Below are 14,279 nucleotides of genomic sequence, written 5' to 3'. Positions count from 1 at the left end.
TGAGGAATGAATGCATACCCTTTTAAGCTGGCGTAAAATCCCTTCTGCAAAAACCTTGTTTGTCATGATTTTTATGGCAGGGCTCGGCTTAATCGTCTCGGTTGTGATCCTGCTCTACCTCTCGCTCAACCTCATCAGCAGTAAAGCCAATGAAATCGACGAACAGCGCACGGCCCTCTCCGTACAGGGTGCCGTTCAGACCTCTGTCAACCGGGTCTGGTCGCTGGTGATTGATAATGCCGTCTGGGATGACGCGGTGCGCGAAGCCTACCGCCCGGCGCTGGACGTGGACTGGCTCTATAACACCTGGGGCGCAGGATACAAGGTGAATAACCTGTATGACGGCACCTTTGTGCTCGACGAACGTTTCCGGGTGCTGTGGGGCTCATTCAGAAGCCAGCCTTTCACGGAAAAGAACCTCGACTTCTTTGGCGATGGCCTGAAATCGCTGATCCAGATGCACGCCAATGCCCTGAAATCGGATAAAAATATCTACGCCGGGATCACCCGCACCCGCGCGGGGATCGCCTTTATAGGCGTCGGACTGATCCGCCCGACAATGGGCAGCCTGCAGGCAGGGGATAATACCCGCCGCTTTCTGGTCATCACCCGCCACATCAATCCGCAAATTTTGCGCGATCTGGGTAACACCTTTCAGATCGACGATCTGACCTTTACCCCGGAGCAGATCACCGACGTGAGCGTGCCGCTGAAAAGCGCCTCGGGCGAGGTGCTGGGCTTTCTGTCGTGGACGCCGCGCCTGCCGGGGGCCGCCGCGGCGAAGGCCGCTTCGCTGGACATCACCCGGATCGTGCTGTTCACCGCGGCGCTGATTTTGCTGTTCATCCTCTTCAGCTGCGTGGGGCTGTATAAACTGGCGCGCGGTGAGAACCTGGCGCGAAAGGTGGCGCGTACCGACTGGCTCAGCCATTTACCTAACCGCCGGGCGCTGATTGAAGAGCTGGAGCGGGTGAGCCTGCGCGGCGATACCGATCGCAAAAGCGTGGTCTTTATCGACCTCGACGGCTTTAAAGACGTGAATGATATCTACGGTCATGAGGTCGGGGATGAGCTGATCGTGATCATCGCCGGGGCGTTACGCGACAACGTGCCGAAGGACGGTATGCTGGCCCGCATGGGCGGGGACGAGTTTGCCATGACCATCGGCGGAGAGAACGCCGAAGCGCTGGCCTCAGCCTTTGCGGGCTTTGTCCTCGATTATCTTCACAACGCGATCCGCGTCGGGGAGCGCACCATCCATATTGGCGCCAGTATCGGCATCGCCAGCGGCACCCTGGTGGAGTGCACCAGCTCGGAGCTGTTCCGTCGCGCCGATATCGCCATGTACCACTCCAAAATCACCGGCAAGGGGCGGGTGACGCACTATGATACGGAGCTGAACAGCGTCCGGGAGCGCCAGGTGGCGATTGAAGGCCAGATCCGCAGCGGCCTTGAACGTGAAGAGTTTGATGTTTGGTATCAGCCGATCATTGATGCGCGCAGCCAGAAGATGGTGAGCGTGGAGGCGCTGGTGCGCTGGCCGCGTCGCCCGGAGGGGCCGCTGCCGCCGGACGTGTTTATCACCATCGCCGAGACCAGCGGACTGATTTACGCCCTGGGGCAGTTTGTCCTGCGCCGGGCCTGTCAGGATCTGGAGCCCTTCGCGGATTTAAAACTGTCGGTCAATATCTCACCCGCCCAGTTCCGCGACCCGGATTTTGAGGCCAAAGTGGCCGGCGCGCTGGAGTTCAGCCGCTTCCCGGCCACGCGCCTGCAGCTGGAAGTCACCGAAACCTACGTGCTGGAAAATCCCGAGCGGGCCCGCTCAGCTATCAGCAACCTTAAAGCCCAGGGCATCGCCGTGGCGCTGGACGATTTTGGCACCGGCTACTCCAGCATCGGCTATCTGAGGCGCTTTAACTTCGACACCATTAAGATCGACAAATCGCTGGCGGGGCTGGTGGATCGTGACGAGCAGGCCGCGGCGCTGGTCAGCGGCACGGTACGCATCGCCAGCGCTCTGGGGATGTCCGTGGTGGCCGAAGGGGTGGAGAACGAGAAGCAGATGAAACTGCTGCGGCTGGCGGGCTGCGATCAGTTGCAGGGCTTCTGGTACAGCCAGCCGATGCCGATAGAGGCGATTAGGGCGCTACGCCAGCAGCGACAGTGTTAAATCACTGCTGGGCCAGCTCTTCCAGCTTGTCACGAAAACCGGTAATCGACAGGGCGCGGTTATCGGCCCGCCAGCGATCTTTGGCCGCAGGGGCGGAGCTTTGTACTCCGATAACCTGCCAGCCTTCGGCGGTTTGCAGCATCAGCGGCGAGCCGCTGTCCCCGGGCAGGGTATCGCACTGATGCGACAGCACGCCGGTTTGCGCCCAGCCGGTGACGATGCAGTCCTGATGGGTATAAAGCACGTCGAGATGATCTTCCGGGTAGCCCGCCTGATTTACCTTGCGGTCGGCCGCTTTCAGGGCGGCGGTCAGGGCGTCTTTGTCACCGGTAAACAGCGGCAGCGGGGTGATCCCCGACGGCGGATTACGCAGCACCACCAGACCAAAATCCCACGAGGCGGCAGACGGCGGCACGATCCAGCCATCGCCGTCGGCTTTCAGCCGCCGTCCCAGTGATGACGGAACGCGTCCTTCAATGCCGTGGATCTCATAGCGCCAGCTGCCTTTTAGCGACACAAAGCGCAGGGCAACGGCGGTATCCGGTTTACCGTTCGGCGGCACCAGCAGACAGTGACCGGCGGTCAGCGCCAGCCGGGGGGTGATGAGGGTCGCGGTACACAGATTTCCGCTGGCGGTTTCCAGTTGGCCAATGGCATCCCACGGCGAGCTGGACGGATCGGTGACACGCGTACGGTCGTCATGACCAAAAAACAGCGTTTGTACCTCTTTTTTGACGTTCGCAGCGTCGTCGCTGCCATCGTCCGCATGACTCAGCCCAGAAAAGAGAAAAAACGTTCTCAGTACAACCACAACAGATTTACGCATATCACACTCTGAAGGGGGATAATTATGATTATTAAATATGAACCCTGGTTATTAACTATAGACGGGACAGCGCGAAAGTGGGAGTAAAATCAGCGTGCTACATTCATGAAATATAAAACACACTGGCGATAAGTGCGCATAAAATAAGCGTGATAAGAATGAACTCAAACCGATAGCGCTGAAACATAACGCCCTCCGGATAGAAAAACGGCGCTGCAACCAGGGTGGTTCAGCGCCGGGGACCAACGCACCCCTCAGGGCACGTTAAGGTAAGGCGGCTTATGCAGCCGGTTTTGCTGCCGGGGCTGCAGCGTCATGTTTAACGGCTTTTTTATGGTGTTTTTTGGCAGCCTGCGCTTTCTGAGCAACCGGCGCCGCGTCTTCTTTTTTCACCGCTTTTTTATGGTGCTTTTTAGCAGCCTGCGCTTTCTGTACCGCAGCTTTGTGGTGTTTTTTGTGGTGCACGGTTTTCGCAGCCGGTGCTGCGGTTGCCGCTGGTGCAGCAGTGTTGGCGACGGTGTCAGCAGCGAATGCAGCAGAAGAGAGACCCATTGCAGCGGCAACAACCAGAGCTAATACTTTTTTCATCATCCTACCCTCGAATTTGGTTTTTCATTTAACCCCACTGCGGGGCCGTTGAAAGAACTATATCCCTGAAAACTGAGGGCTTCCGTGAGTGATTGGTGACGGCGTGTAACGCAATGTACAAAGGCGGGTGTAACGCGTACGAACGAGCCCGCTCGTACGCGTTATCGTTATTTCTTCAATGCCGCGAGAATGGCTGCCGGGGGTTGGCTTCCCACTATTGTGCGCGTTTCGGGCTCGACCACCACCATCACCGGCGTGACGGTGATACCCAGCCTGTCTGCCAGCGCGGACTGACGCGTGACCAGATCGGAACAGGCCGGGGTAGTGTCGTTATCAGGTAAAAATCCTGCCATTGCCTGCTGAAGGCTTTTCGTCTTATCGATGGAGCACCATACGCGCCCCATATCTTCTATCACCGAGTCGCGAATCGATTTCGGGGCAACGGTCAAAAATGACATGGTTAACCCGGCGTCCGTATACTTTTTAACGTTTTTCACCACCGTGCTGCAGTAGCTACACTGGTTATCAATAAACACCAGCAATTTGTACTTTTCGGCGGGTGCCTGGAAGGTGATGGGGTGGAGGTCGTCCAGTGAGCGGGTGATATCGTCGTAAGCTTCTTGCGGCGTGTTGTCCGTGGCAGGGGGCGTCGCGGCGAAAGCGCCGGAACTCACCGCACACAACAGGGCAATAGCTATATTTTTGGTAATGCCATTCATCATTTATCCCTTTGTTTATGATTTATGCCTGGTCTGTTAATGGCTTGAGTATGCGACCAGGTTAATACCTCATACAGAAAGTGACGGCACGTAGATATGTGCAAAATCATCTTCTTATTGCATAAAGGGAAAAAAACGCCGGAGCAGGCTCCGGCGGGAGGTATTACAGATAGCGCGAGGTGAGATGGTCGCGGAAGTAGCGGCTGTTGAGATCTTCCCCGGTGGCCTGCTCGATCAACTGGGCGGTGGTGAAGCGGCTGCCATGCTGCCAGATGTTCTGGCGCAGCCAATCGAACAGGGCGCTGAAATCCCCGACGGCGATGGCGGCGTCCAGATCCGGCAGGGCTTTTTTGGCCGCAGCGAACAGCTGGGCGGCGTACATTGCCCCGAGGGTGTACGACGGGAAGTAACCAAAGCCGCCGTCTGTCCAGTGGATGTCCTGCATACAGCCGTTGCGGTAGTTATCTTTGGTCGATAAGCCCAGCCACGCCTGCATCTTCTCATCCCACAGCGCCGGGATGTCCTCCACCTCGATGTCGCCGTTAATCAGCGCCCGCTCGATCTCGTAGCGCAGCACCACGTGCGCCGGATAGCTGACCTCGTCAGCATCCACGCGGATATAACCGGGCTTGACGCGCTGGTTCCAGGCGACAAAGTTCTCCGGCGTAAAGGCCGCCTGGCTGCCGAACCGCTCGCGCACAGCCGGGAGCAGATGGTTCAGGAACGCCTTGCTGCGCCCAAGCTGCATCTCAAAGAACAGGCTCTGGGATTCGTGGATGGCGGTAGAGCGCGCCAGGGCGATGGGCTGGCCGAGCCAGTTGCGCGGCAGGTTCTGCTCGTAGCGGGCGTGGCCGGTTTCGTGGATCACACCAAACAGGGCGCTGAGCAGCTCCTCTTCGTCGTAACGGGTGGTGATGCGCACATCTTCCGGCACGCCGCCGCAGAAGGGGTGGGCGCTGACGTCCAGCCGACCGGCGTTAAAATCGAACCCGAGGGTCTTCATCGCCTCCAGCCCCAGCTCACGCTGGATCGCCGTCGGGAACGGGCCCTGCGGGGGCACGAAGGATTGCTGCGCCTGCTTCTCGACCACCTGGTTCAGCAGGTCCGGCAGCCAGGATTTGAGATCGCCAAACAGCACGTCGAGGCGGGCACTGGTCATGTCCGGTTCGAAAATATCCAGCAGCGCATCGTAAGGGGTGCAGCCTTTGGCGTCGGCGCGCAGGCGGGCTTCTTCCCGGCTCAGTTTCACCACCTCTTTCAGGTTGGCGGCAAAGCCCGGCCAGTCATTGGCCGGACGCTGGGTGCGCCAGGCATGCTCGCATTTACTGCCCGCCAGCGATTTGGCTTCCACCAGCGACTCCGGCAGTAGCGCAGCCTGTTGATAGTGGCGGGTCATCTCCCGCAGGTTGGCCTGTTCGACGTCGTTCAGATCTTCGCTTTCGGCATTACGCAGCCAGTCAGCCACTTTCGCATCGGTCAGGATTTGGTGTTGCAGGACGCTCAACTCAGCCAGCGCTTCGCCGCGGGCAGTACTCCCCCCTGCTGGCATCATCGTAAACATGTCCCAACTGGCGATGGCGGAGAGGTGGGAGAAGCGGGAGAGACGCTGGAAGGTACGGGTGAGTTGCTGATAAGAAACGTTTTTCTGCATAGTTCTTGTTCTCGTTCAGATGGATGTGTTCAGGTGAGTTTACCGTGATTTATGAGCGATTCATGCACTTTTCATGTATTCGTTTGAGGCGAGGAAAAGGAATGGGCTGGCCACCGCAGAGTGCTGATATGAAAAAGGGGCCTAATCGCCCCTTTGATTGTTAGTCATATAACCATTTACCTGCTTTTGCAGACTCAGCAAGCATACGAAGTGTTAGCGGTTCTGGTTCATCGTCGTCCTTTCCGCTAGTGAATAAGGAGTAAAGGATAAATGTCTCCTCAGGCCAGTATCGGTAAAAGTCGAAGTTGGCAGGGTCCACATCAAAGCGTTGAAAATATTCCCTCATGATGTCTGCCCCTGTTTCACTTGCCCAAACGTAATCACCTGTGGAGAGGCTGGTATCAAGGGTTACGGGCCATGACTTCCTGGTAAACAGGGCAGGTTTGTTGAACCGTTCACAGTACCAGCTAATCACATCTTCATTTGTCATCATCTTCGTGCCCATCATAATCCGGATTACCCTGCTTCCTTTGCCTTGCATTTACTATGGGTAATCCGTTGAAAGCCTAACCTGTATGAAATGATGAGTAAATGAACAATATGCGGTAAGCTATTGTTTAGTAATGCTTGATATGGGATTTAGAATGATTAAAAACGAAAAACCCGCACTCGTTTTGCACCAGTACGGGGTCGTAAATAAAGCCAAAGATAGATTTGCTACTGGTGATCACCTGATGAGTTTATTTCAAACGACAATGAAGGCTCCTGCCCACCAGCAACGCCCCACACAGCATCAATGCAATAAACCCGCCCACGCCGTTCCAGCCGTACTGATGCCAGAACACGCCGCCGAGCGTCCCGGCGATACTGGAGCCAAGATAGTAGCTAAACAGATACAGCGAAGAGGCCTGGCCCTTGGCGCGACGGGCGCGCGGGCCGATCCAGCTGCTGGCGACCGAGTGGGCAGCAAAAAAGCCGGCGGAGAAGAGCAGCATCCCGGCAAAAATCACCCACAGGTTACTTACCAGGGTTAGCAAGACCCCGGCCAGCATAATGCCCGTCGAGGCCAGCATCACCGGGCCGCGCCCGAAGCGGGTGGTCATCGCCCCGGCTTTCGGTGAACTCCAGGTCCCGGTCAGATAGGCCACCGACAGCAGGCCGACCAGGGCCTGGTTCAGGTGCCAGGGGGCGAGCATCAGCCGGTAGCCAATGTAGTTAAACAGGGTGACAAACGAGCCCATCAGCAGGAATCCGGTCAGGAACAGCAGAGGCAGACCCCGGTCGCGCCAGTGCAGGCGGAAGTTAATCAGCAGTGTTTTAGGTCGTAAGGCGGTAGGGCGAAAGTGGCGCGATTCCGGCAGGATTTTCCAGAACATCAGCGCCGATGCCAGCGCAAAGCAGCCGATCGCCGCCAGCGCAATTCGCCAGCTGAAGAAGTCGGTAAAGACCCCGCTCAGCAGCCGTCCGCTCATCCCGCCAATAGAGTTACCGCTGATATAGAGCCCCATCGAGAAGGCGACAAAGCTGGGGTGGATCTCCTCGCTGAGGTAGGTCATGCCTACCGCCGCCACGCCGCTGAGGGAGAGGCCGATCAGCGCGCGCATGATCAAAATCCCGTGCCAGCTGGTCATCATCGTCGACAGCAAAGTACAGACCGACGCCAGCAGCAATGCGGTGACCATCACCGGTTTGCGCCCGATGGCGTCCGACAGCGGCCCGGTAAAGAGTAAACCGACCGCCAGCATCCCGGTGGAGATTGAGAGCGAGATACTGCTGGTGGCAGGCGTCACGCCAAACTCGTGCGACAGCACCGGCAGGATCGGTTGCACGCAGTAGAGGAGGGCGAAGGTCGCCAGTCCGGCGGAGAACAGCGCCAGGGTGACGCGCATAAACTGCGGGGTGCCGCGTTTGATTAACTGAACCGGACGGGGCCTGGTTGGTATATCGATATCATCTGTCGGGGCGATATCAGCCGTTGTTGTACGACTCACGTAAGTTCCTTGCTTCAACATCCCCGTGATTTCTGGTGACGGGTATGACCACAGGGATCAGGGTAGGAAAATGTAAATATTCTGTCTAATATATTAATAATCTCAAATGATACGTTAAAGATATGAATATCGAACTGCGTCATCTGCGCTACTTTGTCGCCGTCGCTGAGGAGCTGCATTTTGGTCGCGCCGCGGCGCGGCTGAATATCTCCCAACCGCCGCTGAGCCAGCAGATCCAGGCCCTGGAGCAGCAGGTGGGAGCCCGTCTGCTGGCCCGCACCAACCGCAGCGTGGGGCTGACGGCGGCAGGGCGCCAGTTTCTGGCGGACAGCCGCCAGATCCTGATTCAGGTGGACGAGGCGGCCGCCCGGGCAGAACGCCTGCATCATGGCGAAACCGGGGAGTTACGCCTCGGGTTTACCTCGTCTGCGCCCTTTATCCGCGCCATTTCGCACACCCTGTCGACCTTTCGCCGCCTCACACCGGACGTGCATATCCAGACCCGGGAGATTAACACCCGGGAGCAGATTGTCCCGCTGAGCGAAGGTTCGCTGGATCTCGGTCTGATGCGCAATACCCAGCTGCCGGATACCCTGGCGTGGCAGCGGGTGCTGCGCGAGCCGCTGCTGGTGATGATCCACCGGGATCACCCTCTGGCGGCCAAATCGGCCATTTCCCTCGCGGAGCTGGCTAACGAGCCGTTTGTCTTTTTTGATCCGCGTGTTGGCACCGGCCTGTATGACGACATCCTGGGGCTGCTGCGCCGCTACGGTGTTACCCCGGTCATCACCCAGGAGGTGGGTGAGGCGATGACCATTATCGGCCTGGTGGCGGCCGGGCTGGGGGTGTCGATCCTGCCAGCCTCGTTTAAACGCCTGCAGCTGAATGAAATGCGCTGGGTGGCGATAGCCGAACCGGATGCGGTGTCAGAGATGTGGCTGGTATGGTCGAAGCATCACGAGCTCAGCGCCGCGGCACAACGTTTCAAAAATCTGTTGATTCAGGCCTCGTCGGGCGGTTAAGCGGCAAAAAAAGCGGGTAAAAATGTGCTGTAAATCACAAGGCTAAGTAAAAATTTGACGATCACTGTAGAAGTGCTTCACCATAGCCCACAGTTTATTTCGAAGCTCGAAAATAAGGGAGTACGTGGTGGTTGCTGATAGTCAGCCTGGGCATATCGATCAGATTAAGCAGACCAATGCGGGTGCGGTATATCGCCTGATTGATCAGCTTGGGCCGGTCTCGCGCATCGATCTTTCACGCCTTGCGCAACTGGCACCTGCCAGTATCACCAAGATTGTACGAGAAATGCTCGAAGCGCATCTGGTGCAGGAGACCGAAATTCAGGAACCGGGCAGCCGTGGCCGTCCGGCGGTAGGGCTGGTGGTGGAAACCGAAGCCTGGCACTACCTCTCGTTGCGTATCAGCCGGGGCGAGATCTACCTGGCGTTGCGCGATCTCAGCAGCAAGCTGGTGGTGGAAGAGCAACTCCCGCTGGCGCTGCAAGCCGAGCTGCCGCTTGAGGTACGGATCACCGCGCTTATCGATCAATTCTTTATTCATCACCAGCAGAAGCTGGAGCGTCTGACCGCCATCGCCATCACCATGTCGGGCATCATTGATACCGAAAATGGTATTGTCCACCGGATGCCGTTCTACGACGACGTCAAAGAGATGCCGCTGGGAGAGGTGCTGAAAAACCACACCGGCGTGCCGGTCTATATTCAGCATGACATCAGCGCCTGGACCATGGCCGAGGCGCTGTTCGGCGCTTCGCGTGGGGCGCGTGATGTGATTCAGGTGGTGATTGACCACAACGTGGGGGCCGGGGTGATCACCGATGGCCGTCTGTTACACGCCGGGAGCAGCAGCCTGGTGGAGATTGGCCACACCCAGGTTGATCCTTACGGCAAACGCTGTTACTGCGGTAACCACGGCTGCCTGGAGACCATTGCCAGCGTGGATAGCGTGATGGAACTGGCCCAGCTCCGGCTCGGCCAGTCGATGAGCTCGACGCTGCACGGCCAACCCCTGACCGTGGCGTCGCTGTGTGCGGCCGCTCAGCAGGGGGATCTGCTGGCCAAAGATATCATTACCGGCGTGGGCACCAACGTCGGGCGCATCATTGCCATCATGGTTAACCTCTTTAACCCGCAAAAGATCCTGATCGGTTCGCCCCTGAGCCAGGCGGCAGGTGTCCTCTTCCCGGCGATCGCCGACTCCATCCGCCAGCAGTCCCTTCCGGCCTACAGTAAACATATCGTAGTGGAGAGCACTCAGTTTACCAATCAGGGGACGATGGCCGGTGCGGCGCTGGTGAAAGATGCGATGTACAACGGGTCCCTGCTGATCCGTCTCCTGCAGGGTTAACAGATTCCTGTAGTCTTACCAAAAATTGCGCTATCTCAAACTGAGCGGATAGCGCATGCCTTAGACTTCCCCCACTGAATTATTTCCTTGATTTATATTTCCAAAGCATAACGGTGGAGTGAGTGATGCTTAAGCGTTTCTTTGTAACGGGTACTGATACTTCTGTCGGTAAGACGGTGGTGTCCCGCGCCTTACTGCAAGCCCTGATGGCTAGCGGGAAGCGCGTAGCAGGGTACAAACCGGTAGCAAAAGGGAGTAAAGAGACGCCAGAGGGATTGCGCAATAAAGATGCGCTGGTGTTACAAAGCGTCTCCTCGCTTGAACTGCCTTATCACGCAGTTAACCCTATTGCGCTCAGCGAAGATGAGAGCAGCGTGGCGCACTGCGGGCTGGTTAATTACACCCTGTTATCAAACGGGCTTGCCAGCCTGAGCGAGCAGGTCGATCACGTGGTGGTGGAAGGGACCGGCGGCTGGCGCAGCCTGATGAACGATTTGCGTCCGTTATCAGAGTGGGTAGTGCAGGAGCAACTCCCGGTCCTGATGGTGGTGGGCATTCAGGAAGGCTGTATTAACCACGCCCTACTGACGGCCCAGGCGATTGCCAATGACGGCTTGCCGCTGGTGGGCTGGGTGGCAAACCGCATTAATCCGGGCCTGGCCCACTATGCTGAAATCATTGAGGTGCTGAGTAAAAAGTTGCCGGGTCCGCTGGTGGGCGAGCTGCCGTATCTGCCCCGCGCTGAGCAGCGCGAGCTAGCGCACTACATCGACCTCTCGACTCTCAGCAGTGTGTCGCCCGTAGATCGAGTCGTGGCGTAACGTCCGCGACAGGACTGACGCCACTACGCAGGCAATCAGCAAGCCGGGCAGAAGCAGATACTGCCCGGTCATTTCACAGACCATCAGCGCCGACATGATTGGCGCGTGCGTCGTCGCCGCGAGCAGCGTCGCCATCCCCGCCAGCCCGAGTAAAATCGCGGTTTCAGACCCCGGTATCCACAGCATAAAAAGTTGCGCAAACAGCATTCCGGTCGCCATGCCGACAAACAGCGTGGGCGTAAATACCCCGCCCGGTGCCCCCGAGCCGCTGCTGGCGAGTACGGCCAGCAGCTTGCAAATGAATACCCCGGCAATCACCGACAGCAGCGGCGGGGCGAGCAGAAACCCCTGCACCACGCTGTAGCCATTGCCCCACACCTTTGGCGTCAGCAGCGACAGCAGACCGACGATCAGCCCACCCAGCGCCAGCTGCCACGGCGGCGAGAGCCGCAGGCGCAGAAACAGGGAGTGACTGAAATCCATTAACCACATCAGCGCCGGGCCGCAGATGCCGGCCAGCAGGCCCATGCCGACCATCAGGGCGTAATCCACCCCGGTGAGCGTTTGGCTGAAATGTACTTCATACAGCGTGCTGGCGTCGGGGCTGAGCAGGCGAGTGGTGAGCAGGGCGACCACGGCGGCAATCACCACCGGACCGAGCGAGGCCAGCATCAGGGTGCCGAATAAGATCTCGGCAATAAACAGGCTCCCGGCTAAGGGGGCGTGGTAAGCGCTGGCCATCCCGGCGGCGGCCCCGCAGGCGATCCACAGTTTCCATTCTGATTTCGGCGTAAAGCGCCGGGCAAAAAAGGAGGCGGCGAGGGCAGCCAGCAGGATCATCGCCCCTTCGCGCCCAATGGCGCTACCGCTGGCGACCACCAGTAATGATGCCAGAGATTTCACCAGGCTGGCACCGTAGTCAAACTGCCCGTCGCCCGTCTCCAGGGCTTCCATATAGTCGGTAGGCGCATGCGGACGCTGCGCCGTCATGCGCTGCCATCCCCACAGCAACAGCCCGGCCGCCAGCCCGCCCAGCGCGGGGGTGAGTGCGCGGCGCCAGGGCGAAAGCGCGCTGGCCGCATTCACCAGGCTGCCGCTCTCATTACTGAGAAACAGCCACTCCAGCAAATACATGGCGTGACGAAACAGCGCTACGGCCAGCGCTGCCAGCACGCCGGTGACGGTGGCAATCAGCAGCCTGCGAAACATCGCGCGGATGTCGGGGTAAGCATGGAGTCGATGCATGGGTTACGCGTAAACAGGGAAGATACAATATTGTGGGGGGAAATCGGGGGGTTAGCAACGTAAAGAGCCGGGCAGTGCCCGGCTTATAAGCTTAACTCTCGCTATAAATATTCAGCGCCCGGCGCGTGCGGCCAGAGCTGAGGTATTCCGCAATATAGTCCTGGGAGATCTCGCCGTTATAGCGCCCGTCCTCATCGACAATCGGCATCCAGCTGGTGTTGCTCTCGTACAGACGCGACAGCACCACGCGCAGGTTGTCTTCCGCCTTGCCGGTCATGCGGAACGGGTGGATCAGATCGGCGCAGGTGCCGTTGGCATGACGCGCTTCGCGGCGCTTCACAAAGCCCAGCGGCTTGCCGTTTTCGTCCACCACGGTGACCGCGCGGATGTCGTTGTCATCCATGATAGCGAAGGCTTCAGGCAGCGGCGTCGCCGGGCGCACGGTCAGGGTCGGCTGCTGATCGGTCACATCTCCTGCCGAGACCAGCAGCAGTCGCTTCAGGGTACGGTCCTGGCCGACAAACGAGCCGACAAACTCATTCGCCGGTTTGGCCAGCAGTTCGTCCGGGCTGGCGCACTGGACAATTTTCCCCTGGCGGAAGACGGCGATGCGGTCGCCGAGCTTCAGCGCCTCGTCGATGTCGTGGCTCACCAGCATCACGGTCTTTTTCAGCTTGCGCTGCATCTCGAGGAACTGATTCTGGATCACCTCGCGGTTGATCGGGTCGACCGCACCGAATGGTTCATCCATCAGCAGTACCGGAGGATCCGCCGCCAGAGCGCGGATCACGCCGATACGCTGCTGCTGACCACCGGACATCTCGCGCGGATAGCGATTAAGGAATTTATGCGGGTCCATCGCCACCATATCCATCAGCTCTTCGGCGCGGGTTTTACACCGGGCTTTGTCCCAGCCCAGCATCCGCGGCACCACGGTGATGTTCTCTTCGATAGTCATGTTCGGGAACAGACCAATCTGCTGGATCACGTAGCCGATGTTGTGGCGCAGGGTGACGGTATCCATGTCGCTGGTATCCTGACCGTTGATCAGGATCTTGCCGCTGCTCGGGGTAATCAGGCGGTTAATCATCTTCAGGGTGGTGGTCTTGCCGCAGCCGGACGGGCCGAGCAACACACACATTTCCCCTTCGGGCACGTTCAGGTTGACGTTGTCCACGGCCTTAAAGGTCTGGCCCTGTTTCTGTGAAAATTGTTTGGTGAGGTTTTCCAGTTTTATCATTATCGAATCCCCTTTGGAGTCAGAACGATCTGCAGACGGTGCAGTAACCAGTCGAGCACAATCGCTAAAAGACAAATCATCAGTGCACCGGCAATCAGCATACGAATATCGCTTCCGCCAATGCCGTTAAGCAGCAGCAGGCCCAGCCCGCCCGCGCCGATGACGGCGGCAATCGCCATCACGCCGATGTTCATCACCACGGCGGTACGGATCCCGCCAAAAATCACCGGCAGCGCCATAGGGATCTCTACCCAGCGCAGACGTTGCCAGAAGGTCATGCCGATCCCGCGACCCGCTTCGCGCAGACCTGGCGGCAGGCTGTCGAGCGCGGTGTGGGTGTTACGCACAATCGGCAGCAGCGAGTAGAGGAATACCGCTGTAATGGCGGGCAGGGCGCCAATACCCTGACCGATCATGGAAAAGAGCGGGATCATCAGGCCGAACAGGGCAATCGACGGGATGGTCAGCACGATGGTGGCAATCCCCAGCACCGGAGTCGCCAGCCATTTGTGGCGCACAATCAGAATGCCCAGCGGCACGCCAATGATGATGGCCAGGCCCACGGCCAGCGCCACCAGCCACAGATGCTGCAACGTCAGGCTTAACAGATAGCCCCAGTTATCAATAATGTAGTGAACCGTATCCATAGCGCCTC

The 14,279-nt window shown here is 58.4% G+C and carries 13 protein-coding genes; 4 read left to right on the top strand and 9 right to left on the bottom strand.

Going from position 1 to position 14,279, the window contains the following annotated elements; genetic code table 11:
* The first annotated feature begins 10 nt into the window (after positions 1-10).
* Positions 11-2,173, top strand: a complete 2,163-nt coding sequence (locus LG383_RS09020) for a bifunctional diguanylate cyclase/phosphodiesterase (protein WP_225758920.1) — start codon at positions 11-13, stop codon at positions 2,171-2,173.
* Position 2,174: 1 nt separating this feature from the next.
* Here the strand turns inward: LG383_RS09020 and LG383_RS09015 are convergent, their stop codons facing one another.
* From LG383_RS09015 to LG383_RS08990, 6 genes are all read right to left on the bottom strand, one after another.
* Complete coding sequence (locus LG383_RS09015) at positions 2,175-2,999, bottom strand: serine protease (protein WP_225758919.1); 825 nt, start codon at positions 2,997-2,999, stop codon at positions 2,175-2,177.
* 279 nt (positions 3,000-3,278) lie between these two features.
* Positions 3,279-3,587: an acid resistance repetitive basic protein Asr gene (gene asr / locus LG383_RS09010; RefSeq protein ID WP_106993773.1), complete on the bottom strand. Its 309-nt coding sequence runs from the start codon at positions 3,585-3,587 to the stop codon at positions 3,279-3,281.
* Positions 3,588-3,754: 167 nt separating this feature from the next.
* Entirely contained in the window at positions 3,755-4,309 is a 555-nt protein-coding gene (locus LG383_RS09005) for a thioredoxin fold domain-containing protein (RefSeq protein WP_225758918.1), read from the bottom strand.
* Positions 4,310-4,469: 160 nt separating this feature from the next.
* On the bottom strand, positions 4,470-5,957 hold the full coding sequence (locus LG383_RS09000; protein WP_106993775.1) for a carboxypeptidase M32: 1,488 nt from the start codon (positions 5,955-5,957) through the stop codon (positions 4,470-4,472).
* Between the two features lie 160 nt (positions 5,958-6,117).
* Complete coding sequence (locus LG383_RS08995; protein ID WP_225758917.1) at positions 6,118-6,450, bottom strand: DUF1493 family protein; 333 nt, start codon at positions 6,448-6,450, stop codon at positions 6,118-6,120.
* Between the two features lie 247 nt (positions 6,451-6,697).
* Positions 6,698-7,948, bottom strand: coding sequence for an MFS transporter (locus LG383_RS08990; RefSeq protein ID WP_225758916.1), 1,251 nt, complete (start codon positions 7,946-7,948; stop codon positions 6,698-6,700).
* A 122-nt stretch (positions 7,949-8,070) separates the two neighbouring features.
* Here LG383_RS08990 and LG383_RS08985 point away from each other — a divergent pair, with 122 nt between their 5' ends.
* The 3 genes from LG383_RS08985 (at position 8,071) to bioD (ending at position 11,139) form a co-directional block, all read left to right on the top strand.
* Entirely contained in the window at positions 8,071-8,970 is a 900-nt protein-coding gene (locus LG383_RS08985; RefSeq protein WP_225758915.1) for a LysR substrate-binding domain-containing protein, read from the top strand.
* A 127-nt stretch (positions 8,971-9,097) separates the two neighbouring features.
* A complete protein-coding gene (gene mlc / locus LG383_RS08980; RefSeq protein ID WP_225758914.1) occupies positions 9,098-10,318 on the top strand; it encodes a sugar metabolism global transcriptional regulator Mlc in 1,221 nt (406 codons plus the stop codon).
* Between the two features lie 125 nt (positions 10,319-10,443).
* Complete coding sequence (gene bioD / locus LG383_RS08975; RefSeq protein WP_225758913.1) at positions 10,444-11,139, top strand: dethiobiotin synthase; 696 nt, start codon at positions 10,444-10,446, stop codon at positions 11,137-11,139.
* On the opposite strand, the gene clcB is transcribed toward bioD, so the two are convergent.
* From clcB to osmW, 3 genes are all read right to left on the bottom strand, one after another.
* Positions 11,074-12,384: a voltage-gated ClC-type chloride channel ClcB gene (gene clcB / locus LG383_RS08970; RefSeq protein WP_106993779.1), complete on the bottom strand. Its 1,311-nt coding sequence runs from the start codon at positions 12,382-12,384 to the stop codon at positions 11,074-11,076. The genes bioD and clcB overlap by 66 nt on opposite strands.
* A gap of 91 nt (positions 12,385-12,475) precedes the next feature.
* Positions 12,476-13,624 carry an osmoprotectant ABC transporter ATP-binding protein OsmV gene (osmV, locus tag LG383_RS08965; RefSeq protein WP_225758912.1) on the bottom strand — a complete coding sequence of 383 codons (1,149 nt, stop codon included), beginning with the start codon at positions 13,622-13,624 and terminating at the stop codon, positions 12,476-12,478.
* Entirely contained in the window at positions 13,624-14,271 is a 648-nt protein-coding gene (osmW, locus tag LG383_RS08960; RefSeq protein ID WP_106993781.1) for an osmoprotectant ABC transporter permease OsmW, read from the bottom strand. Before osmW ends, osmV begins: the two co-directional genes overlap by 1 nt.
* Between the last annotated feature and the right edge of the window lie 8 nt (positions 14,272-14,279).

It is taken from the genome of Leclercia sp. Marseille-Q4284 (genome assembly GCF_916618945.1).
Lineage (GTDB): Bacteria > Pseudomonadota > Gammaproteobacteria > Enterobacterales > Enterobacteriaceae > Enterobacter > Enterobacter tamurae.
Note: the sequence above shows the minus strand (reverse complement) of the source record. Positions and strands in the feature narration are given on the sequence as shown.